We start from the raw sequence: 22870 nt of genomic DNA, 5'->3' as shown, positions 1-22870 counted from the left end.
TCTCTCCTATCTCCAGCCCTGCTTGAGGATGCGGGTCACATAGGGCGGCACGACCTCGGTGGCAGGACCGTAGATATGCTCATGGAACAAGGTCTTGCTGTCGGTCGGTTCGAGGTTGAGTTCGACCGTGTGGGCGCGAGGCTGGCGGCGGCGAACATGCAGGACGAAGCCGGCGGCGGGATAGACCTCGCCCGAGGTGCCGATGGCGATGAAGAGACCACAGCGCTCCAGTACTTCGTAGATCTCGTCGAGATGCATGGGCATTTCACCGAACCAAACGATGTTGGGCCGCAGTTCGCCGACGGATTGGCAGTTGGGACAGACTGATTGGGGCGTGAGGTCGGCGTCGGAGGCGAACTCGGTCTTGCAGGCCATGCAGCGGACCTCGCCATCACGGCCGTGCATGTGGATGACCTTCCGCGAGCCTGCCATTTCGTGTAACGGGTCGATGTTCTGAGTGATGATCGTGACTTCGCCGTCATACTCGCGTTCCAGCCGGGCCAGCGCCTCGTGCGCCGCATTGGGTGTGATATCGGCGGAACGGAAAGCGCGGCGGGTCTCGTTGTAGAAGTCGAGCACCTTCTTTTTGTCGCGAAACCAGGCGTCGATGGTCGCGACCTCTTCGAGATTCACGCGGGTCCACAGCCCTCCCTCGTCGCGGAAGGTGTCGATGCCGCTTTCCTTGGAGATGCCGGCGCCGGTCAGCACCGCGATGCCCGGCGGCAGGAAATCCTGATGCATGCCGTCACTCTAACGCTGTGCTAGGGTCCCGGGCCATGACCATCGGCGTCCTTTTCGTCTGCACAGCCAATATCTGCCGCTCGCCTATGGCCGAGGGTGCGTTTCGAGAGATGGCTCGCAAGGCAGGCCTCGCGGCCGGCTTCGAGATCGCCTCGGCCGGCACTTCCGATGTGAAAGCCGGCGAGCCGCCGTCGCCACTTGCCGTCGAAATCACGGCGGAACGCGGCTACGATATCGCGGCGGGACGTGCCCGGAAAATCACCAGCGAGGACATCGCGCATTTCGACCACATACTGGCGATGACCCGTGAGCATCTCGCGGAGATCCGCTGGCTGGCGCCGCGTGCGCTCATGGACAAGCCGAAGCTCCTCATGAGCTTCGCACCACCGGCCGGCATCTTCGATGTTGCCGACCCCTATGGCCTGGACAGGTCGGACTACGAGCGCGCACTCGGCTTGATCGAAGTGGCTTGCCGCGGCCTGCTCGACCGCCTCACGCCCCAGGTCAAAAGGGCCATTTGAGGCCGAGCTCGCCGAAGCGGTTCACGACGTTGAAGGTGAGCCGTGACACGTCGTTATCGAACTTGTTGTAGGGCAGGCTGCCGCAATAGGTGATCGAGCCCACCGAGAACACCGCACCGCCCTTCGGCTTCTCGATGTAGGTCATGTCGGCGCGGATCAACTGCTCCAGCGTCTGGCCGGGGATGGTGGTGGTGAAGCCCAGCCGCTCCTCGTGGACCACCACGAAGTTCTTGCGGTCGTGGCCTTCGGAGGAAGCCAGTACGACGGCATTGAGCGGGCTGCCCAGTCGATGGTCGAGACGGTCGAGTTCGAAACCCGCCGCGCCGCCACCCGAGAAGCCGTAGCCGCCGAACGGCTCGTCCTTCACACCCTCGAAGACCCAGGCATGGGTGTTGTCGCGCGCCGCCGGAGATTGCCGGTAGGAATCGCCTACGAAGGTTCCCTGGCTCGAGAAGCCGATGCCGCACAGAAGATTGGGCGGTCGGTCGGAGCGCCGCCACAGACCGCCATAGGCGCCGTCGAAGGAATGATAGTACTCGCCGGGTTCGGCCGCCCAGGTACGAATGCCGCCCTCGGTCCGCCGCACCTCGATGGCGCCCGGCACTTTGGGTGACAAGGCGACGCGCCAGTAGAAGCCGTTGCCACCGAGATACATCAGCCGCCCACCGTTCTCCGTGTAGGCTTGCAGCGCATCGAGCGTGCCTTCGGTGTGATACTCGGGATGCGAACCCGTCAGCACGACTTTGTAGGAGGAGAGGAAGTCGACTCCTTTCTCGTCGAGATCGTGGTCGGTGATCACGTCGAAGGCGATGCCCATGCGGTCGAGCCAGCCGGTGAGATGCGTATCGGCCGGCAGGTGGCGCAGGCCGGAGCCGGCTTCGTCGTTGAAGGAGAGATAGTTCGGCCGCCAGGTCAGCAGTGGCCGCAGGCGCGAGGAGTAGCTGACGCCCGAGCCGTCGCGATGAAGGTTATAGGTCGAGAGGCCGTAGTCTTTGTGTTCGTCGGGATTGTTCGGATAGGCCTTCCAGTCGACGACCTTCTTGCGGAAAGCCTCGTCATACATGCTGCGCGCGAAGTTCGAATAGACCTGATAGGTGAAGGTGGCGGCGAGATAGCAGACCTTGGCCTGCGGCTTGCCCATTTGCGGCCGCACGAAGAAGGGGATGACGTCGCGATGCGGCCCGCAGCTGAGCTGCATGCCGTAGATGCCGCTCTTCATGTCCTTCGGGATGGTGAAGCTGAAATCGTCCTGCCAGCCGCAGTCGTGCAGATCGTCGTCGTGGAAGTGGATGGCGGCGTAGTGATGCGGCGCCTTCTTCCAGTCGCGCTCCGCGCCAGTCCAGGCTGCCCCCTTCATGGCGCGCGTCGGCAGGTTGACCAGTCGGCCATGCAGGCCGTTAGGGCCGGTATCCTCGATCTCCATCGAGTCCATGCGCCGCGAGAAATCCCAGGCGGCGAAGCCCATCACCTGCGGCGCTTCGATCTTGCCGTTGAAGCAATGGCGAGCCGGCCGGTCGGTCGCTGCTTCCGCGCCGATCAACAGAGGCGCCGGTGCATCGAGCGTCAGTCCACCCGTTACGGAAACTTTCGCTTCCCCCTCGTCGTCGGCAGCAAAGGCGCGCTTCAGCGGCTGCTGGCCGACGCGCAAGGTTCCCGTCTCGGGATCGGCGCTGGCCCAGACGCGGTACCAGACGTGCGACCGGAGCTTCCTGCCCACCACGACGCGATGGCTGCCCGTTTCCAGCACCATGCCATCGGGCGTGAGGATCAGCGCAAAGCCTGCACCAGTGGCAGGATCGCGACGCGACAGCACGGCCTGCGGTGCATCTTCCGGCAAAGTTGGCCAGATCAGTGCTTCGACCTGCAGCGCCGCTGGCAGCTTCGTATCCTGCGCGCTCTCGATCAGGCCATAGGAACCCGGCCACGCATGCTGAACACGCGAGGCGAAACGGCCGTCGAACAGATCGGACATGTCTTCGAGTTTAGGCGGCGGTCCGTCGGGATTGCTGTCGCCGCGGATGATGCGCACCAGGGTCGCATTGTAAGGGTCGGGACCGGTGCTCGAAATCTTGAAGGCGATTTTCTCGCCGCTGCGTACCGATATGCGGTCGGAGTATCCAATCAACGCTGCCGTCACTTTAATCTCCCCCGATGTCGGCGATATAGTCGCCCGAATTCAGGGAGGATTTCTATGACCAATAAAATCACCCGCCGCAGGGTGATCGCTTCGACGGCCGTAGCGTCGCTGGCAGCGCCGATGTTGGCCCGCCATGGCTGGGCCCAGTCGAGCTATCCCAACAAGCAGATCCGGATGGTGGTTCCATTTGCACCGGCCGGTACGACCGACCTTCTGGGCCGCATAGCGGCACAACACCTCACCGAAGTTTGGGGGCAGACCGTCGTCGTCGACAACAAGAGCGGTGCCGGTGGTAATGTCGGCGCCGAGATCGTCGCCAAGTCGGCGCCGGATGGTTACACGCTGTTGCTGGGTACGGTCGGCACCGCCGTCACCAACCAGTTTCTCTACAAGAACATGCCCTATGACGGGACGAAGAGCTTCGCGCCGGTGGCGCTGTTCGGCGAGGTTGCGAACGTGCTCGCCGTTCATCCCAGCATGCCGGTGAAGACGGCCAAGGAGTACGTCGAATATTGCAAGAAGCAGGGTCCCGGCAAGGTGAGCTTCGGCTCACCCGCGATCGGCGGCACCGGCCATCTGGCGATGGAATATTTCCAGTCGCTGGCCGGCTTCAAGGTGGAGCATGTCGTCTATCGCGGCAGCTCGCTGGTGTTGAAGGATCTGCTCGCGGGCCACATTCCCAGCACGATGGACAATCTGCCGCCCTACCTGCCGCACATCCAGTCGGGCGCGCTGCGGGCGTTGGGCGTGAGCTCGGGCAAGCGTTGGTTCTCGCTGCCAGATGTGCCAACGATCGCCGAGCAGGGCTTTGCCGGCTTCGATGCGGCGCCTTGGTGGTATGTCGCGGCGCCCGCCGGCACGCCGCCCGATATCGTGAAGAAGTTGAGTGACGAGCTGGTCAAGGCCTCGAAGTCGCCCGACATCATCAAGAAGATCCGCGACGCGGGTGCTGCCGAACTCGGCGGGTCGTCCGAAGATCTCGCCAAGCACATGGTCGCGGAAACCGCGAAGTGGCAGAAAGTTGTCACGGCCGCCAAGCTGGAGCCGCAGTGACCGAACGAAGTGATCGTTAGATGACTCGCAAGGACCTCAAGGGAAAGATCCAGACCGTCCTCGGGCTCATCGAGCCCGAGGCGCTCGGCCGGACGCTGATGCACGAGCATGTGCTCTGCGACATCCGTCCGCCCGGCACGCGCTCCGACAACGATCTCGGCCCCGAGATTACGCTCGAGAATGTCTGGCAGATGAACTACGGCCATGGGCTGAAGCGCTCCGGCCGCAAGTACATGCTCGATCTCGAGGATATCGCCACGCGCGAGGTGGCGATGATGAAGCACGACGGTGGCGACGCCATCGTCGAGCTGACCTGCGGCGGCCTTTCGCCCGATCCCAGGGGCCTGCAGCGCATTGCCGCCGGCACCGGCGTGCACCTCATCATGGGCTGCGGCTACTACGTCAACGACTACCAGGATCCAAAGAACCACCACCGCACGGCCGACGATTTCGCCGCCGAGATGATCAGCCAGATCCTCGACGGTGCCTGGGGCACCGAAGTGCGCGCCGGCATGATCGGCGAGATCGGCTGCCAGGCGCCATGGACCGATACCGAGAAGCGGGTGATGCAGGCGGCGTTCGTCGCCGCACAGGAAACGGGCGCGGCGATCAACGTTCATCCCGGCCGTGACCCCGACCAGCCGCAGGAAGTCGCCGACTTCGCCAAGGCAGCCGGCTTTCCGACGGAACGCATCGTCATCAGCCACATCGACCGCACGGTCTTCGATGAGCCACGCCTACTGAAACTCGCCGACACCGGCGTCACGGTCGAGTTCGACCTGTTCGGGCAGGAGGCGAGCTACTACGGCCTCTCCGACATCGACATGCCCAACGACGCGACGCGGCTCCGGTTGATCCGGGCGCTGATTACCGCGGGCCATCTCGAACGCGTCGTGATCAGCCACGACATCTGCTACCGCACCCGGCTCGCAAGCTTTGGCGGCCATGGCTACGGCCACATCTTCCGCAACGTCGTGCCGATGATGACGCGGCGTGGCTACAGCGAAGACGAGATCGACGCCATCCTGGTGCACAATCCGAGGCGGTTGCTCACCTTCGTCTAGCCGCTGGCTCAGAACGTCAGCGGATAGCTCGCTTCTTCGGTGTAGATCGAACCATTGCGGCCGGTCCGGCTGGAATAGAGCGAAAAGTGCTCGGCAATCCAGGGACCGGCCCGCAGGGTGCCGTTGCTCGCCATGAACTGGGCGAGGTGATGGCCGGTCTCGGCGTTGCTCGAGAAGCGGGCGAGGGTGACGTGCGGGCGGAACTTGCGGCGCTCGACCTCGATGCCGCAGTTGCGCGCCACGGTCGACACTTTCTGTTGCAGCCAATCGAGCCGGTCGCTGCGCTCCACGGTGGCGACCAGGGCGCGCGGTTGCTTGCCGCTGCTGAACTGCTCGACGCCGGCGATGGCCACGGAGAAGGGCGGGCCGGCGATGTCCGACAGCTCCTCTTCGAGGTCGCGCATCGTGCTGCCTTGCACTTCGCCCGCGAAGCAAAGGGTCACGTGGAAATTTTCCGGCAGCACCCAGCGCGCATCGGGCACGCCCGACTGCAGGGCCGAGAGTTCGTCGGCGACTTCCTCAGGGACGGGCAGAGCGGCGAACAGACGTGGCATAATCGTCGAGGTTCTTGGTCACGAAAGGCAGGATGCGTTCGACGATGATGTCGACGCCCTTGGCGTTGGGATGGATGCCGTCGGCCTGATTGAGGGCGGGGTCCTGCGCCACGCCGTCGAGGAAGAAGGCGTAGAGCGGGACGCCATGCTTGTCGGCGACTGTCTTGAAGATGCCGTCGAAGGCTTTGGCGTATTCGGGACCGAAGTTGCGCGGCGCCAGCATGCCGGCCAGCCACACGGTAGCGCCTGCAGCCTTGAGCTTGGTGACGATGGCATCGAGGTTGCGCTCGGTGGCGGCGGGATCGAGAGCGCGCAGCCCGTCATTGCCGCCGAGTTCGACCAGCACGATGTCGGGCTTGTCGGCCATCATCCAGTCGATGCGCTCCAGCCCGCCGGCCGTCGTGTCGCCCGATACACCATGATTGATGATGGTGACGTTACGGCCCTGGCCCTTTAGCGCCGCGTCGAGCCGGGCCGGAAAGGCCTGGGCGGGGCTGAGCCCATAGCCTGCCGCAAGGCTGTCTCCCAGGATGGCGAGTTTGACTGGTCCGGTTTGTGCAGAGGCCGGCAAGGCAGCGAAGCACAACAGGAACACCAAAAACGCCACGATCCGTGAATTGACCGTCCGTGAATTGACCGTCGCCGCAAAACGACCATATGCAGTCTGCAGTTTCATCGTTCCGCCTGCTTTTCCGTCCCAGGAGCCTGCTTGCCCGACACGTCACCGATCGTCCGCCTGAAGGACGTCCACCTCGACATGGCAAGCGATGCGGGCACGGTCAATATCCTGCGCGGCATCACTCTCGACATTACAGCGGGCGAGATTGCGGCGGTTGTCGGGCCTTCCGGTGCCGGCAAGTCGAGCCTCATGATGGTTGCGGGCGGGCTGGAACGCGCCACGTCCGGTCTGGTCGAGGTGGCGGGCCGTGATCTCGGACCCCTCGGCGACGACGATCGCGCCCGCCTTCGACGTGACCATATCGGCATCGTCTTCCAGGGCTTCCATCTCATTCCTACCATGACGGCGCTCGAGAATGTGGCGCTTCCCCTGGAGTTTGCGGGCCGCAGCGATGCCTTCGAGCTGGCGGAGGCCGCGCTCGAACGGGTCGGGCTCGGCCATCGGATCGGTCACTATCCGGCACAGCTCTCGGGCGGCGAGCAGCAGCGCGTGGCGGTGGCTCGTGCCTTCGTTAGCCAACCGAAGCTGATGCTGGCCGACGAGCCTACCGGCAATCTCGATGGTGCCACCGGCAAGCAGGTGATGGATCTCCTGTTCGAGCTGGCGCGCGCCCACGGCACGACCTTGGTCCTGATCACCCACGATATGGGTCTCGCCGAGCGCTGCGATCGCGTGCTGCGGATCGCCGACGGCCTGCTGGTCGCCGACGAGCGCATGCGTCCGGCGGCTCTGGCGGCGCAGTGAGATTCCCGATATGAGCCTGGCGCTGCGACTCGCCCGCCGCGAGATGCGAAGCGGCCTTGGCGGCTTTCGCCTGTTCATCGCCTGTCTGGCGTTGGGTGTGGCGGCGATTGCGGCGATCCTGTCGTTCAGCCGCGCCGTCGAGGAAGGATTGCGCGCCGATGCCCGCGAGATCATGGGCGGCGACGTGGCGATCTCGATCCTCTATCGCGAAGCCACTCCGGAGCAGATGGCCTTCATGCGCGAGCAGGGCCGGTTCGTGCGCTGGATCGACAGTCGCGCCATGGCGCGCCCGACAAAGGCCGACGGCAAGCCGACCCTCGTACAGCTCAAGGCGGTCGAGCCCGCCTATCCGCTCTATGGCGTGGTCGAGCTGCAGGATGGCGGCACGCTGGGCGATGCGCTCGCCAAGCGAGGCGGCATCTGGGGCGCCGTGGTCGAGGAGTCCGCGCTCCGCCGCATGAACATGGCGCCGGGCGACATGCTGCGCATCGGCGAGGTCGCGGTCGAGGTGCGCGGAATTATTGCCCGCGAGCCTGACCGTGGTCTCAACGCCTTCGCGAGCCTCGGGCCGCGGGTGATGATCCCCTTCGACGCAGTGGTCGAATCGGGGCTGGTGCAGCCTGGCAGTCTGCTCAACTGGGAATACCGGCTCAGCCTGCCGCCAGGTCGATCCGACCGTGCCACCATCGACGCGCTCAAGGCACGCTTCCCGGACGCCGGCTGGCGGGTGCGCGGGCTCGACGAGGCGGGCGGCGGCATCCGCTTCTGGCTTGATCGGCTGACCCAGTTCATCGGCCTGATCGGACTTGCCTCGTTGCTGGTGGGCGGCGTCGGTGTCGGCAATGCGATCTCGAGCTTCCTGGCTGGGCGCCTGCGCACCATCGCTACCTTCAAGTGCCTGGGTGCGCCGGAGCGGCTGGTCTTCACGACCTATTTCCTGCAACTCGCCGCGCTGGCCACCATTGGCGTCGTCATCGGGCTCGTTGTCGGTGCTGCGCTGCCCTTTGTCGCCCAGTCGTTGATCGCCGATGTCCTGCCGGTGCGCGCGCGGGTCGCGCTCTATGCCGGTCCGCTGGCGACGGCGGCGGGTTTCGGTCTGTTGGTCTCGTTGCTCTTCGCCCTGGTGCCGCTGGTGCGCGCCCGTGGCGTTCCGGCCGCCACCTTGATGCGCGGCGCCGTGGTGGAGGAGGGCAGGCTCGCCTGGCGTGATGTGCTGCTGATCGGTGTCGCTGCCCTGGCGCTCGCGGCCTTCACCATCTTCACCGCCGACAGCCGGCGGATCGCGGCCTACTTCGTCCTGGGGGCGATCGGCGCCTTCATTGCCTTCCCGCTGCTGGCGCGGCTCCTGATGATGGCTGCCGCCCGGGTCGGCAAGCCCAAGCTCGCCGCGCTGCGACTGGCGCTCGCCAATCTGCATCGTCCCGGTGCGCCGACGCCGATCGTCATGCTCTCGCTGGGCCTCGGCCTCACCGTGCTGGTGGCGACAGCGCTGATCGAAGGCAATCTGCGTGAACAAATCACAAAGCGCATCCCGAACGACGCGCCGGCCTTCTTCTTTGTCGATATCCAGTCGAGCCAGATGGCGGATTTCGAGAAGGCCATTGCGGCCATTCCGGGCGCCGGGCCGTTGGACAAGGTACCGTCGCTGCGCGGCCGCATCGTCAAGATCGGTGGCAAGCCGGTGAGCGAGATCGCCGTGCCGTCCGACGCGCGCTGGGCGGTCGAAGGCGATCGTGGCGTCACCTATTCGGCAACACCGCCGGAGGGTTCTCGCATCGTCGCGGGCGAATGGTGGCCGGCCGACTATCGCGGCCCGCAGCTCATCTCCTTCGACGAGAACCTCGCGCGACAATTCGGCATCGGGCTCGGCGACACGATCACGGTGAACGTGCTCGGTCGCGACATCGAGGCCAAGATCGCCTCGCTGCGGCGCATCGAATGGACGACGCTCGCCATCAATTTCGTGTTCGTCTATTCGCCGGGCACGCTCGACAAGGCGCCGCACACCTTCCTCGCTACGGTGAAGTCCACCCCCGAGGCGGAAGAGGCGATCTTCAAGGCGATAACGGACAAGTTCCCCAACGTCACCGTGGTGCGCATCCGCGACGCCATCGAGACGGCAGCGAGCGTGCTGGGCAATATCGGCCTCGCCAGTCGCGTCATCGGATTTCTCAGCATCCTGGCCGGCGTGCTGGTGCTGGCGGGCGCCATGCTGGCAACCCAGCGGCGGCGCGTACACGAGGCGGTGGTCATGAAGGTCCTGGGCGCCACCCGCAGCCGCATCGCTGGCATCTTCGCCTGGGAGTTTGCAGCCCTTGGCCTTGCGACGGCGATCGCGGCCCTGGGCGTCGGCACCTTGGGCGCTTACCTCGTCGTGCGTCGCTTGATGAACCTGGATTGGACGTTCCTGCCAACGGTGGCCATCGCCGTCGCGCTGGGAGCCATGGCGCTCACCCTGGCGTTCGGTCTGGTGGGTACTTTGGCAGCCTTGCGGCAGCGGCCGCTGGCCTTGTTGCGTAACGAGTGACGCAAATAGTTCTCCGTGGTGCGCGAAATCGCAATCTCGCGTGCGCGAATCCCTATTGATTCAGTCGAGCTGTAACCCCAAATTACCCGGCGAAGGGGCTCGGCAAAACGAGGCCCCCTTGGAGGCTGAATTCAAATGGCAAACTTCGACACCTTCAACCGTGCCGGCACAGTTGCCGACCAGGCGTCGTTCGACGTCGGTCTACGCGCCCATATGGTGCGCGTGTACAACTACATGGCGTCCGGCCTTGCTCTCTCGGGCATCGTTGCCTTCGCACTGTTCAGCTCGCCGGCATTGGCGGGCTTGTTCTTCCAGGTGCAGGCAGGCCGCGTCGTCGGTCTGAACATCCTGGGCTGGATCGCGATCTTCGCGCCGCTGGGCTTGCTGCTGCTGACGTCGTTCCGCGCGGCGCAGATGAGCACGGGTGCGGTACAGGCCGTCTACTGGGCGGTCACGGCACTGATGGGCGTGAGCCTGTCGCTGCTGCTGTTCCGCTACACGGGCGCCTCGGTCGCGCGCACCTTCTTCGTGACGGCCGCCGCCTTCGGCGCGCTGAGCCTCTATGGCTACACGACGAAGCGTGACCTCTCGGCGTTCGGCAAGTTCCTGTTCATGGGCGTGATCGGCCTGATCCTGGCCGGCCTCGTCAACATGATCTGGCCGTCGGGCACGATGAGCTTCATCATCTCGGCCGCTGGCGTACTGATCTTCTCGGGCCTGATCGCCTACGACACCCAGAGGATCAAGGAGCAGTATGCCGAGGCCTGGGGCACGGACGTGCAGGAGAAGGTCGCCATCTTCGGTGCGCTGAGCCTGTACCTCGACTTCGTGAACCTGTTCCAGTTCCTCATGAGCTTTATGGGTCAGAACCGCGACTAGCCCTGGCCTAGAGAGACAGTTCAAGGAACGCCCGGGTCGAAAGACCCGGGCGTTTTGCTTTGTGGGGGACGCACCGATGGCGGGCAGGCTCAAATCTTTCATGGACAGCGAAGCGGCGTCCGCCGTGCCGCTTCTGGGAGCGGCCGTCCTGGCGCTGGTGCTGGCCAATTCGCCCCTCGATGGTTCCATCAAGACGCTGCTCAGCGAGAAGCTCACCCTGTCCTATGGGCAGATCGGCCTCAGCAAGCCGCTGCTGCTGTGGATCAACGACGGCCTGATGGCCGTGTTCTTCCTGCTCGTCGGTCTGGAGATCAAGCGCGAGGTGGTCGAGGGAGAATTGTCACGGCCGTCGCAGGTTGCCCTGCCGATCGCCGGCGCGCTGGGGGGCATGGCTGTTCCCGCCCTCATCTACGCTGCGATCAACTGGAACGATCCGGTCGCATTACACGGCTGGGCCATCCCCGCCGCTACCGACATCGCCTTTTCGCTGGGGGTGCTGGCTGCCCTCGGCAGCCGCGTGCCGCTGGCCCTGAAGGTCTTCCTCACGACGCTCGCGATCGTCGACGATCTTGGTGCCATCGTGGTGATCGCTGTCTTCTACACCAACCAGCTCTCGACCGAGGCGTTGGCCGTTGCTGCCCTTTGCATCGCCGTCCTCGCCATTCTCAATGCCCTGGGGGTGCGACGTATCGGACCCTATGCCGTGGTGGGCGCGGTCCTTTGGGTGTCGGTGTTGCAGTCGGGCGTGCATGCCACCCTGGCCGGCGTCGCGTTGGCAATGTTCATCCCGCTCAAAGTCCCGGGAGTCGCCGACGACAAGCGGCCGGCGATCCATCTCGAACATGCGCTGAAGCCGTGGTCGGCCTGGTTGATCATGCCGGTCTTCGCCTTCGCCAATGCAGGCCTGTCGCTTTCCGACCTGTCGCTCACCAGCCTGATCGAGCCCGTGCCGCTCGGTATCCTGGCCGGCCTGTTCGTCGGCAAACAGATCGGCATCGTACTGGGGGCCGGCCTGTTGATCCTGTCCGGTGTGGCGGCCATGCCGGCCGGTGGGTCATGGCGCACGCTCTACGGCGTCGCCATCCTGGGCGGTATCGGGTTCACCATGAGCTTGTTCATCGGCACGCTCGCCTTCCACGATCCCCGCTACGAGGCCGAAGTCCGGCTGGGCGTGCTGGCAGGGTCAGTGCTTTCGGCCGTGGTCGGCTATCTCGTGTTGCGGCTGGGCAAGCATCGATAGCGCCTCAGGTCTGCGCGGCGGGGCAGATTGCACGCTGCGCCTTCGGCCCTATACTTTGCCGATGCGGCGCACATCCTACGAGCAGATGAACTGTTCGATCGCCTCGGCGCTCGACGTTGTGGGTGAACCATGGACGCTGCTGATCGTGCGCGATGCCTTTTACGGCGTGCGGCGGTTTGACGATTTCCAGGAGAATCTCGGTATTGCACGCAACGTGCTGACGGCACGGCTCAAAAAACTCGTCGAGGCCGGCGTGTTTCGCAAGACCGCCTACCGTCAACGACCGCTGCGCCATGAGTACCGCCTGACCGACAAGGGTGCCGCACTTTTCACGGTGATCGTCGGCTTGAAGCAATGGGGCGACCGCTACGGTTCGGCAGCCCGCAGCGGCAAGCCGATGGATCTGGTCGATCGGGGCGACGGGCGTCCGCTGGATCCGGTGCTGATCGATGCCGACACCGGCCGACGGATCGAGCTCACCAACGTGCGCGCCGTTGCCGGGCCGGGGGCCGATCAGAACACCCGTTCGTTCTTCGAGCGTCTCGCTCTCAACAAGACGCCGCGCTGAGCCGCGCTCAGCCTTCCTTTTCAGGATCTTCGAGGCGCTTGTTGTCGAGTGCGCGCGTTGCCCGGCTTTCGGCGTCGCGATCGGCCGTCTTCTCGGCTTTGGTGCGGCCGAAGCGACGGCGGTTCGCGTCGGCTTGTGCCTCGCGTTCCCGTCGCGCTCGTTCCTTGCGCGCGCGTTGCAGGTTGACGATCTCGGTCATGTGAGAAGCTCCGATTTCTCTATGCCGTGTGTACGGGCGATGCGCTAGTGTTCGCCTCGAGTCGGATTGCAGGAGAATCCCATGCCCTCGAGCCTGAGCAAGAAACTCCTGATTGGTGGCGGCAGCGTAGTCGGTCTGGTCGTCGTGGCGCTGGTAGCGGCGCCCCTTTTCATCGACGTCAATTCATACAAGCCGATGATCGTGTCGGAGGTGAAGGCCATGACCGGCCGCGACCTTGTGATCGACGGTCCGATCTCGCTGTCGATTCTGCCGACGCCAACCGTCTCCGTTACCGGCGTGAAGTTCTCCAATGTGCCGGGCTCCAAGAACGCCAGCATGGTCGAGATGAAGTCGGTCACCGTGAAGCCGTCGCTGCTCGGCCTGCTTGCCGGCAATATCGAAGTGAGCGAGGTGACGCTGATCGAGCCCAAGATCGTGCTCGAGATAAACGCCGAGGGTAAGCCGAACTGGGAGTTCGCGCCGTCGGTCGCCGAAGCCAAACCCGTTGCTCCCAAGCCGGCCTCGCCCAAGCCACTGTCACTCGGCCGGCTCACCATCGACAACGGCACGCTGATCTTCAGTGATTCCAAGGCAGGGATTTCTGTGGTCGCCGACAAGGCGAACTTCTCCGCGTCGGTCGGTTCGATCGACGGCCCTTATACTTTGGCGGGTGGCGCCGACATCAACGGCTCGCCCCTGGAGCTCGACCTCGCCGTCGGCAGCAAGGGCAGCAACGGCCACAATACCGACCTCACCCTGCAGGCCGGCGGTGGCAAGCTCACCTTCAAGGGGACCCTGAGCGAGCTTGGACCGGCGGCGAAAGTCGCAGGCGTTGCCTCTGTCGCGACGGATTCCCTCACGGGCTTCGTGGGCACGCTGATCAAGCTGACCGGTCAGCCCGAGCCGGCCTTGCCGCCGTTGCTTGCAGGCAAGTTCGTTTTCGATGGCGCCATCGAGGCCTCGCAGATGGCCTTCGCCGCCAAGGACTTCAAGATGACCTTGGGCCAGGACAGCGGCTCGGGTTCGCTCGCGGTTGTTCTGAAGCCGTCGCTCGCTGTCGAGGGCAAGATTGCCATCCCCAAGCTCGATCTCGACAGGTGGTTGGCCGCCGCCGCGCGGCCGTCGGCCCCGGCTGCCTCGCCGCCGCCCGCCGCGCCGCCGGCTGGTAATCGGCCAGCCACGCCGCCGGCTGCGTCCGGCGGCAGCGTGCTGGGCGATATCACCGCCAAGCTCGCCCTCGATGTCGGCGAGATCGTCTACAACAAGAAAACCGTCCGCAATGCCGTGCTCGAACTCGATGCGCGTGGCGGCGCCGTCGCCGTGCCGAAGCTCTCCGCCACTCTGCCGGGCGATATGGTCCTGCAGGCCAAGTCGACCATGACGGGCGATGCGGCGAAGCCACGCGTCACAGGCGAGTTCAGCCTGGTCGGGCCGAAGCTGCGCGAGACGCTGGGCTGGCTCGAGGTCGACACGTCCTCCGTGCCGGCTACCAAGCTGCAGAAGCTCAGCCTGAAAGGCCGCATGGCGTCCTCGGGTGGCAATGTGCAGGTGAGCGACGCTGTCTTTGAACTCGATGATCTCAAGGGCAGTGGTGGCGTCGTGGTGACGTTCGGCGTGCCGCTGTCGATCGTGACCAACCTCAACATCGACACGCTCGACCTCGATTCGTTCCTCGTGCCTGCCGCGGCACAGAAGCCGGCGGCATCGGCATCCCCCGCGGCGACACCGCCTGCGGCATCGGCCCAGCTGGCCGTCGCTGGCCCCTCGATCGGGCTGAAGGCAAAGGTGGCCAAGCTCGTCTACAACAAAGAGACGATCCAGGGAGTCGACGTCGACGTGGCATTGCAGGGCAGCACCTTGCGGCTGAACGACGTCAAGGTCAGCAACATGGGCGGTGGGCGACTCGCGGTGCGCGGCACCGTGGCGAACTATTCGGCGCCCCAGCCACGGCCGGATATTGCCTTCAATTTCGAAGCTCCCGACATGGGCCGGGTACTCAAAGTGGTGGGTGCCACTGGCCCATCGGATCTCGGCGCGGTCAGCGCGAGCGGTGGCGTCGCCGGCACGATCGAGCAGCTCACCCTGCGCGAACTCACGGTCAATGCCGTGGGCCAGAACGTGAAGGCGAGCGGTACGCTGGCGCTGCCGGGAGCCGCCAAAGGGGCGCCACAGTCGGCCGCTTACAAGGGCACGGTCGTGCTGAACGGCCAGGCGATCGAGGGTTCGATCGATGCCAGGCTGACGGGCAGGCCGGTCATCAACGCCGATCTGCGCGCCAATGTGCTCGATCTCGACAAGCTCGGTGGTAGCGGCGGTGGAGGCGGAGCGGCACGTGCGCCGGCGCGTGGCCAGCAGGCCGCGGCCAAGCCGATCGACACCGCGCCGCTGCGCAGTGTTGATGGCTCGTTGAAGCTGTCGGCCGGCACGCTGACCAGCGGGTCGCTGCGCATCGGCAATGCCGACCTCGCCGCCACCTTGAAGGATGGTGTGCTGACGGTGCAGCACTTCAAAGGCGCGCTCTATGGCGGTTCGCTGGCCATGGCAGGTACCGTCAATGCCAGCAAGCCCGCGCTCGCTTTCGACTTCAAGGGCGATGCCAACAACCTGATCATCGGCGAGATGCTGCGCAGCACCTCGGGCAGCAATCAGTTCGGTGGCGCCGTGAAGGTGACGATCGACGGCAAGGTGAATGCCAGTGGTCTCTCGATCCGCGGTGGCGGCACGACGGCGGATCAGATCAAAGCCTCTATGGCCGGTGGCACGCAGCTCAGCGGCCACATCTTCGTCGGCGCCGACAAGACCCTGCAGATGCTGGGCACCGCGGCGACCGGTGCTGCGGGCGGCGTCATCGATCAGGCGCTGGGCAACGTGCTGGGGGCCGTGGGCCAAAGAGGCGGCGTTGGCGTCGGCAATCTTCTCAACGCCATTTCTTTGGTGCTGAACCGTTTCGTGAACCACGACAGCCCGATTGCCGGTCAAATCGACGTCGCTGGTGGCGTCCTCACCGACAAAGGTCTGACGGTGCAGGGCAACCGCGCCACGGCGCGCATTTCGACCCGGACGAATCTCGGCAATTCGACGACGGACACCACGATCAACTTCATCATCGCCGAGGATCCGTCGGCGCCTTACCTGATCACCACGGCACGCGGGTCGACTTCGTCGCCGTCGCTCAACGTGGTGCGTGGCACTGCCAAGGATCCGCCGGGCATGGCCAGCACCCTGCCGGGCGCGTCGAACATCCTGCCGGGTGGGCAGCAACAACAGCCGGCTGGTCAGCCGTCGCGCTCGCCGATCCCGAACATTCCCCTTCCCAACATTTTCGGCCGCTGAGGAGTTAAAGTGCTCGATCGTCTCAAGACCGTGCTCAAGGCGCGGTTCGGTACTGCGCCTGCGCTCGACGAAGCCCCCAAGGGGGTGGATGTCCTGGCAGAGATGGCCAACCGCCGCGTGGTGCGGCGTTATTCCGACAAGCCGATCGACCCGGCGCTCCTGGAGACGCTCTGTGCGGTGGCACTGTCGGCACCGTCCAAGAGCGATCTGCAGCAGGCCGACATCGTGATCGTCACCGACAAGGCTCAGCGCGAGAAGCTCGAGGCGCTGATCCCGGAGAATCCCTGGGCCAAGGCCGGTCCGGCGCTCCTGGTGTTCTGCGGCAACAACCGCCGCCACCGCCTGCTGTTCGAATGGCGTGGCCGCCCCTTCGTGAACGACTATCTCGACCCGTTCTTCAACGCCGCGGTCGATGCCGGCATCGCGCTGGCGACCTTCATCGCGGCCGCCGACCGGGTCGGCCTCGGCACCTGCCCGATCAGCCAGATCCGTAATCATGCGGCGAAGGTCTCCGAGGTGCTCGGCCTGCCGCAGCATGTGTTTCCCGTGGCCGGGCTGGGGATTGGCTGGCCATCCTTCGAGGGGGTGATGAGCCCGCGGCTCGGCCTCGATGTGTCGATTCACCGCGACCGCTACGACGAGACCGGGCTTCGCGAGAAGATCACGGCCTACGACCAACGACGCAACGAGACCCAGCCCTACAAGAACCAGCGCTTCGTCGACAAATTCGGCGAGGACCCGGCCTATGGCTGGTCGGAGGACAAGGCCCGGCAATATTCGGTGCCGGAGCGGGCCGATTTCGGCGCATTCGTGCGCGCCAAAGGCTTCAAGCTCGACTGATATTAGCCTCGGCCTTTCTTTAGCTCCGCGAGCACATAGAGGCGAAGCGCGCTCGACAGGTTGCCGGCTTCCGGCGTCCCGCGCGCATGGTCGATTTCGGCCACCAGGGCGTTGAGGGACAGGCTGCGGGCGCGGGCAATCCCCGAAAGCTCGGCCCAGAAAGCGTCTTCCAGCGAAATGCTGGTGCGGTGGCCGTCGATCGTGACCGAGCGTTTGCGCATGTCCGGACTGTGACAGCGGCAAGTCGCCTCCTCAACCCGCCTTGCCGCCGTCACAGAGCGTGCGTATAAGCGCCGCCAACCAACCCTCCGGACAAAACATTTATGGAAATCCGTAACGTCGCGATCATCGCGCACGTCGACCATGGCAAGACCACACTAGTCGACTGCCTGCTGAAGCAAAGCGGCACCTTCCGCGAGAATCAGCAGGTCGCCGAGCGCGCCATGGACTCCAACGACCTCGAGCGCGAGCGCGGGATCACCATCCTTGCCAAGGCGACCTCGGTCGAATGGCATGGCACGCGTATCAATATCGTCGACACGCCCGGCCACGCCGACTTCGGCGGTGAGGTCGAGCGCATCCTCTCGATGGTCGATGGCGTGGTGCTGCTGGTCGACGCGGCCGAAGGCCCGCTGCCGCAGACCAAGTTCGTGCTGGGCAAGGCGCTGCGCCTCGGCCTGAAGCCGATCGTCCTCATCAACAAGGTCGACCGCTCCGACGCCCGCGCCCACGAGGTGCATGACGAGGTGTTCGACCTGTTCTCGGCACTCGAAGCCAGCGACGAGCAGCTCGACTTCCCGACGCTCTTCGCCTCGGCCCGCCAGGGCTGGGCCGCGACCTCGCTCGAGGCTGAGCATACGGACATGACCCCGTTGTTCGACCTCCTGGTGAAGCATGTGCCGGCGCCGAAGGTCGATCCCGATCCCGCGTTCCGCATGCTGGTGACGACGCTCGAAGCCGACAACTTCCTGGGCCGCATCCTGACTGGCCGCATCCTGTCGGGCTCGATCAAGCCCAACACGATGGTCAAGGCGCTGGGTCGCGATGGCAAGGAGCTCGAGCAGACCCGCATCACGCGCGTTCTGGCCTTCCGCGGGCTGGAGCGCGTGGCGCTCGAATCGGCCGAGGCCGGCGACATCGTGGCCGTTGCCGGCATGAAGGTCGCCACCGTGGCCGACACGATCGGCGATTTGACGATCGCCGAGCCGATCGCCTCGCAACCGGTCGATCCGCCGACGCTCGCCATGACCTTCATGGTGAACGACTCGCCGCTCGCCGGCACTGAAGGCGACAAGGTCACGACCCGCATGATCCGCGCGCGTTTGATGCGCGAAAGCGAGGGCAACGTCGCGATCCGCGTGCGCGACACCGAGAACGCCGATTCCTACGAAGTCGCCGGCCGCGGCGAACTGCAGCTCGGTGTGCTGATCGAGACGATGCGCCGCGAGGGCTTTGAGCTCGCCGTCGGCCGCCCGCGCGTTCTCTTCCAGACCGATCCCCAGACTGGCCAGCGTCTGGAGCCGATCGAGGAAGTCGTGATCGATGTCGACGATGCCTTCACCGGCACCGTCGTCGAGCAGATTTCGCTGCGCAAGGGCGAGCTGCAGGACATGCGCCCGTCAGGCGCCGGCAAGACCCGCCTCGTATTCTACGCCCCGTCGCGCGGCCTGATCGGCTATCACGGCGAATTCCTGACCGACACGCGCGGCACCGGCGTGATGAACCGCCTCTTCCATGAGTACGGCGCCTATCGCGGCCCGATCGCCGGCCGTCGCAACGGTGCGCTGATCGCCAACGCCGCGGGCAACGCGGTGATGTATGCGATGTGGAACCTCGAGGATCGCGGCCCGATGTTCATCGACCCGGGCGTGCCCGTCTATCAGGGCATGGTGATCGGCGAGCACAGCCGCGGCAACGACCTCGAAGTGAACGTCCTGAAGGGCAAGCAGCTCACCAACATCCGCGCCGCCGGCAAGGACGAGGCGGTTCGCCTCACGCCGCCGCGCAAGATGTCGCTCGAGCAGGCGATCGCCTATATTGAAGAAGACGAGCTCGTCGAGATCACCCCGAAATCGATCCGGCTGCGCAAGCGCTTCCTCAACGCTGAGGACCGTAAGCGGGCCAAGAAGCAGGCCGCGGCTGCGGCTGAGTAAGAGAAGAAGAGGAACAAGAGACTCAAGATGAGCGGCAGGAACGTTGATTTCGGCGACCGGCTGGCGGCCGCCGCTGCAGCCAAGCAGGCATTGCTCGAGAAGGCGCGGGCGAAAGCCAATGATCCGGAACTCGCGCGAAAACAGGCTGAACGCGCTGCGATCGCCGCCGCCCGTGAGGCGCGCGAGGCCGAACGCCGTGCCGCGAAGAAGGCGGAAGAAGACCGGATCGCTGCTGAGGCAGACCGGATCGCTGCTGAGCGGGAGGCGGAGAGAGCCGCCGCCGAAGCCGCCGTTGCGGCGGCTGAAGAGGCGGCGCGGCTGGAGCGGGAAGCCAAGCGCGCCGCCAAGCCCGTGCTGAGCGAAGCCGAGCAGAAGGCGGCCCGCGACGCCCGTTACGCCGCGCGCAAGGCCCGCAAGAGCAAGAAGAGGTAGGGGCCCGGGAGGCTTAGAGCGTCCCGCCCGTCAGCGAGGCACGCTGGCTGATCTCGATGTGATTGCCATCGGGATCACAGACGAAGGCATAACGCACCGTATCGCCGAGCAGGCGCGGCTCGCCGCCCGAGGCGCCGCCGCGCGCAAGGATGCCGTCATATTCGGCGAGGCAATCCCAGACCTGGACCGTCATGTAGCGATAGCCCGGTCCGCGCCACTGGCCGACGCTCGGTTCCACCTTGCCGCGTTCGGCGACCACGACCAGTGAGTCGCCGCAGCGATAGCGCCCATCGCCCACACGCTCGAACTGCATGGCATCCATCCAGAAGCGGTCATGTTGGGCAGGATCGTTGACCTTGAGCAGGATCGCGATGCCCTGCACGCCCTCGAAGCCCTTGGGCACCAGGGTGACCCTGTTTCCGTCAGGATCGGCGAGCTGCTGCGGTGCGGCCAACCCCTCGCGCGCGATCTCGAGGCCGACAATGCCCGAGGGCGGCACGTCGGGCAGGGGGCCCCGAGCGTGGTTCATCTTCAGGATGGAACCGTTCATGTGGTGGCGGTGCTGCTGCATGCCACCACCCAGCTTGCCCATATGGTCGTAGGGCAGGCCGACGGTCTGCTGCCAGAAGGCGAGCTGGCCGTCGCGGTCGTTGGAGAAGAGGCCGATGTCGAGATGCTGCTTGGCGAGGTTCATGCGCCAAGTGTAGCCCGATCGTGCGGCTGCCGCTCTCTCGTTAGATCTTCAGCTCGCTGAAGAAGTCGTTGCCCTTGTCGTCGGTGACGATGAACGCGGGGAAGTTCTCGACCTGGATGCGCCAGATCGCTTCCATGCCGAGTTCGGGATACTCCAGCACCTCGACCTTCTTGATGCAGTTCTTGGCCAGGATCGCGGCCGGACCGCCGATCGAGCCGAGGTAGAAGCCCTTGTGTTTCTTGCAGGCGTCGACGACCTGCCTGCTGCGATTGCCCTTGGCCAGCATCACCATCGAGCCGCCATTGGCTTGCATCAGGTCAACGTAGGAATCCATGCGGCCGGCGGTGGTCGGGCCGAACGAGCCGGAGGCCATGCCTTCGGGAGTCTTGGCCGGGCCGGCGTAATAGACCGGGAACTGCTTGAAATAGTCCGGCAGGCCCTCGCCGCGGTCGAGCCGCTCCTTGAGCTTCGCGTGTGCCGAATCGCGGGCCACGATCAGGGTGCCCGTCAGGTTGACGCGCGTCTTCACCGGATGCTTCGTCAGCACCGAGAGCGTGTGCGCCATGCCCTTGTTCAGGTCGACCGAGATCACGTTGCCTGAGAGCTGCTGCGGCTCGACCTCGGGCAGGAAGTGCGCCGGGTTGGTTTCGAGCTGCTCGAGGAAGATGCCGTCCTTGGTGATCTTGCCCAGTGCCTGACGGTCGGCCGAACAGGACACGCCGATGCCGATCGGCACCGAGGCACCATGGCGCGCGATGCGGATCACGCGCACGTCGTGGCAGAAATACTTGCCGCCGAACTGCGCGCCGATGCCCATCTGGCGCGTGAGCTCCAGCACCTTCTGCTCCATCTCGCGATCGCGGATGGCGACACCCTTGTTGTTGCCTTCGCTCGGTAGGTCGTCGAGGTAGCGTGTCGAAGCGAGCTTCACCGTCTTGAGGTTCATCTCGGCCGAAGTGCCGCCGACCACGATGGCGAGGTGGTAGGGCGGGCAGGCCGCAGTGCCCAGTGTGCGGATCTGGGTGTCGAGGAACTTGAGCAGCGAGGCTTCGTTCAGCACCGCCGGTGTCTGCTGGTGCAGATAGCTCTTGTTGGCCGAGCCGCCGCCCTTGGCGATGAACAGGAATTTGTAGGCATCGCCATCGGTCGCATAGATGTCGATCTGCGCCGGCAGGTTGGTGCCGGTCTGCACTTCCTTGAACATCGAGATCGGCGAGACCTGGCTGTAGCGCAGGTTGGTCTCGGTGTAGGTCTTGTAGACGCCCCTGGAGATTGCCTCCTCGTCGCCGCCACCGGTCCACACAGCCTGGCCCTTCTTGCCCATCACGATGGCGGTGCCGGTATCCTGGCACATCGGCAGCACGCCACCGGCCGAAATGTTGGCATTCTTCAGAAGCTCCAGCGCCACGTACTTGTCGTTGGGCGAGGCCTCGGCATCGTCGAGGATGTTGCGCAACTGCTGGAGATGGCCCGGACGCAGCAGGTGGGAGATGTCGTGGAAAGCCGCCGCCGTCAGCGTCGTCAGGGCCTCGGGTTCGACCGTCAGGACGTCGCGGCCGTTGAATTTCGTGGTGCCGACGAAGTCGGAGGTGAGCTTGCGGTAGGAGGTCGTATCCGCGTGGCTCGGGAACATCTCCTGGAACTGAAATTCGGGCATGGCTTTCTCCTGGCGACCCTCTCGGGGCGCGCATTCCCTGCCGCAGCCGGGCCGCGGCGTCTACCTACTTCTTTCGGAAGCTGTCGAGCTTGACGACCTTGGAGGCCGCATCTTCGGGCTTCGCCTCAGCCTCGGCGGTCGTCGTGCCGGTTTCCGGCTTTGCTTCCTCGCCGGTCGAGGCCGGAAGTGGAGGCCGCTTCTCCGGTGCCGGCAGCGGTGTCGGGGCCGCTGCGGTGCCGTCCGGCTTGTCGCCGGCAGCTTTGTCGCGGCGGTCGAATTGCAGGCCGAAGCGCACCGAGGGGTCGACGAACGCCGACAGCGCCGCGAACGGCACCTTTATGCGCTCCTGCTGCTTGTTGAAGCTCACCGTCACCTCGAAGGTGGTGTCGCCGATGATCAGGTCCCAGTACTGGTGCTGGAGCACGATCGTCATTTCTTCGGGGTACTTGGCGCGCAAATACTCCGGCAGCTCGACACCGGGATCGGTGCTGCGGAAGCTGATGTAGAAATGATGCGAGCCGGGCAGACCTTTTTCCGCCACTTGCGTCAGCACACTGCGCACGACGCTGCGCAGCGCATCGTCGACGAGAGCGTCGTAGTGAAAGCGATCGTTCATGGCCTGTCGGAAAATTTCAGAAAAAGCATCGGCCCGCATCGCGGGAGAGTCAACGATGCCAATAGCGGGCAAATGAGGAGAAGGAAAGTGGGGGGCTTCTGTTGCCCGGTGCCCCCCGAACCGCGCTTACGTCCGCTGTTTAGGCGGCAGCAGCGAGTGTAACGGTGTTATCGTTAGCACTTGTGAATGGCCCGTCACGGCGGAACCATACCGGGCAAAAACCGCGCCTTTACCACGCT

The 22870-nt window shown here is 65.0% G+C and carries 21 protein-coding genes and 1 other RNA gene; 12 read left to right on the top strand and 10 right to left on the bottom strand.

Going from position 1 to position 22870, the window contains the following annotated elements:
* Window positions 1-6: 6 nt before the first annotated feature.
* Window positions 7-741 (bottom strand): NAD-dependent deacylase, encoded by a 735-nt coding sequence (locus EPO50_RS22485; RefSeq protein WP_296347692.1) that lies wholly within the window; start codon window positions 739-741, stop codon window positions 7-9.
* Window positions 742-776: 35 nt separating this feature from the next.
* On the opposite strand from EPO50_RS22485, the gene EPO50_RS22480 reads away from it, so the two are divergent.
* Window positions 777-1262, top strand: coding sequence for a low molecular weight protein-tyrosine-phosphatase (locus tag EPO50_RS22480; RefSeq protein WP_296347690.1), 486 nt, complete (start codon window positions 777-779; stop codon window positions 1260-1262).
* On the opposite strand, the gene EPO50_RS22475 is transcribed toward EPO50_RS22480, so the two are convergent.
* Complete coding sequence (locus tag EPO50_RS22475) at window positions 1246-3399, bottom strand: N,N-dimethylformamidase beta subunit family domain-containing protein (protein WP_296347688.1); 2154 nt, start codon at window positions 3397-3399, stop codon at window positions 1246-1248. The genes EPO50_RS22480 and EPO50_RS22475 overlap by 17 nt on opposite strands.
* Window positions 3400-3453: 54 nt before the next feature.
* Between EPO50_RS22475 and EPO50_RS22470 the strand changes: the two genes are divergently transcribed.
* Complete coding sequence (locus EPO50_RS22470; RefSeq protein WP_296347687.1) at window positions 3454-4452, top strand: tripartite tricarboxylate transporter substrate binding protein; 999 nt, start codon at window positions 3454-3456, stop codon at window positions 4450-4452.
* 20 nt (window positions 4453-4472) lie between these two features.
* The gene (locus EPO50_RS22465) at window positions 4473-5516 is read left to right on the top strand and encodes a hypothetical protein (protein ID WP_296347685.1); all 1044 of its coding nucleotides are present in this window, start codon (window positions 4473-4475) and stop codon (window positions 5514-5516) included.
* Window positions 5517-5524: 8 nt separating this feature from the next.
* Here EPO50_RS22465 and thpR read toward each other — a convergent pair whose 3' ends face one another.
* Window positions 5525-6070, bottom strand: coding sequence for an RNA 2',3'-cyclic phosphodiesterase (gene thpR / locus EPO50_RS22460; protein ID WP_296347683.1), 546 nt, complete (start codon window positions 6068-6070; stop codon window positions 5525-5527).
* On the bottom strand, window positions 6036-6746 hold the full coding sequence (locus EPO50_RS22455) for an arylesterase (protein WP_296347681.1): 711 nt from the start codon (window positions 6744-6746) through the stop codon (window positions 6036-6038). The genes thpR and EPO50_RS22455 overlap by 35 nt, the downstream gene beginning before the upstream one ends.
* Before the next feature lie 81 nt (window positions 6747-6827).
* Here EPO50_RS22455 and EPO50_RS22450 point away from each other — a divergent pair, with 81 nt between their 5' ends.
* From EPO50_RS22450 to EPO50_RS22430, 5 genes are all read left to right on the top strand, one after another.
* Window positions 6828-7493: an ABC transporter ATP-binding protein gene (locus EPO50_RS22450; RefSeq protein WP_296347778.1), complete on the top strand. Its 666-nt coding sequence runs from the start codon at window positions 6828-6830 to the stop codon at window positions 7491-7493.
* A 10-nt stretch (window positions 7494-7503) separates the two neighbouring features.
* Complete coding sequence (locus EPO50_RS22445; protein WP_296347679.1) at window positions 7504-10020, top strand: FtsX-like permease family protein; 2517 nt, start codon at window positions 7504-7506, stop codon at window positions 10018-10020.
* 135 nt (window positions 10021-10155) lie between these two features.
* Window positions 10156-10899: a Bax inhibitor-1/YccA family protein gene (locus EPO50_RS22440; protein WP_296347677.1), complete on the top strand. Its 744-nt coding sequence runs from the start codon at window positions 10156-10158 to the stop codon at window positions 10897-10899.
* 76 nt (window positions 10900-10975) lie between these two features.
* The gene (gene nhaA, locus EPO50_RS22435) at window positions 10976-12139 is read left to right on the top strand and encodes a Na+/H+ antiporter NhaA (protein ID WP_296347675.1); all 1164 of its coding nucleotides are present in this window, start codon (window positions 10976-10978) and stop codon (window positions 12137-12139) included.
* A gap of 61 nt (window positions 12140-12200) precedes the next feature.
* On the top strand, window positions 12201-12707 hold the full coding sequence (locus EPO50_RS22430) for a helix-turn-helix domain-containing protein (RefSeq protein WP_296347673.1): 507 nt from the start codon (window positions 12201-12203) through the stop codon (window positions 12705-12707).
* Window positions 12708-12714: 7 nt separating this feature from the next.
* Here the strand turns inward: EPO50_RS22430 and EPO50_RS22425 are convergent, their stop codons facing one another.
* Window positions 12715-12906, bottom strand: coding sequence for a DUF4169 family protein (locus EPO50_RS22425; protein WP_296347672.1), 192 nt, complete (start codon window positions 12904-12906; stop codon window positions 12715-12717).
* A gap of 81 nt (window positions 12907-12987) precedes the next feature.
* Here EPO50_RS22425 and EPO50_RS22420 point away from each other — a divergent pair, with 81 nt between their 5' ends.
* Both EPO50_RS22420 and EPO50_RS22415 read left to right on the top strand, forming a co-directional pair.
* Window positions 12988-16239 (top strand): AsmA family protein, encoded by a 3252-nt coding sequence (locus EPO50_RS22420; RefSeq protein ID WP_296347669.1) that lies wholly within the window; start codon window positions 12988-12990, stop codon window positions 16237-16239.
* 9 nt (window positions 16240-16248) lie between these two features.
* Window positions 16249-17079: a nitroreductase family protein gene (locus EPO50_RS22415; RefSeq protein WP_296347667.1), complete on the top strand. Its 831-nt coding sequence runs from the start codon at window positions 16249-16251 to the stop codon at window positions 17077-17079.
* A 2-nt stretch (window positions 17080-17081) separates the two neighbouring features.
* On the opposite strand, the gene EPO50_RS22410 is transcribed toward EPO50_RS22415, so the two are convergent.
* Complete coding sequence (locus EPO50_RS22410) at window positions 17082-17300, bottom strand: ribbon-helix-helix domain-containing protein (protein ID WP_296347665.1); 219 nt, start codon at window positions 17298-17300, stop codon at window positions 17082-17084.
* A gap of 102 nt (window positions 17301-17402) precedes the next feature.
* Between EPO50_RS22410 and typA the strand changes: the two genes are divergently transcribed.
* A complete protein-coding gene (typA, locus tag EPO50_RS22405; protein WP_296347663.1) occupies window positions 17403-19232 on the top strand; it encodes a translational GTPase TypA in 1830 nt (609 codons plus the stop codon).
* Window positions 19233-19259: 27 nt separating this feature from the next.
* On the top strand, window positions 19260-19664 hold the full coding sequence (locus EPO50_RS22400) for a DUF6481 family protein (protein WP_296347661.1): 405 nt from the start codon (window positions 19260-19262) through the stop codon (window positions 19662-19664).
* A 13-nt stretch (window positions 19665-19677) separates the two neighbouring features.
* On the opposite strand, the gene EPO50_RS22395 is transcribed toward EPO50_RS22400, so the two are convergent.
* The 4 genes from EPO50_RS22395 to ssrA form a co-directional block, all read right to left on the bottom strand.
* Window positions 19678-20358 (bottom strand): VOC family protein, encoded by a 681-nt coding sequence (locus EPO50_RS22395; protein ID WP_296347659.1) that lies wholly within the window; start codon window positions 20356-20358, stop codon window positions 19678-19680.
* Between the two features lie 40 nt (window positions 20359-20398).
* Window positions 20399-22015, bottom strand: a complete 1617-nt coding sequence (locus EPO50_RS22390; RefSeq protein ID WP_296347657.1) for a fumarate hydratase — start codon at window positions 22013-22015, stop codon at window positions 20399-20401.
* 64 nt (window positions 22016-22079) lie between these two features.
* The gene (locus EPO50_RS22385) at window positions 22080-22631 is read right to left on the bottom strand and encodes an SspB family protein (protein WP_296347655.1); all 552 of its coding nucleotides are present in this window, start codon (window positions 22629-22631) and stop codon (window positions 22080-22082) included.
* A gap of 86 nt (window positions 22632-22717) precedes the next feature.
* Window positions 22718-22870: a transfer-messenger RNA gene (ssrA, locus tag EPO50_RS22380) on the bottom strand; the annotation flags it as partial.

It is taken from the genome of Reyranella sp., from assembly GCF_004297405.1.
Taxonomy (GTDB): Bacteria; Pseudomonadota; Alphaproteobacteria; order Reyranellales; family Reyranellaceae; genus Reyranella.
The sequence above is the reverse complement of the archived record's forward strand: the minus strand, read 5'-3'. Positions and strand labels throughout refer to the sequence as shown.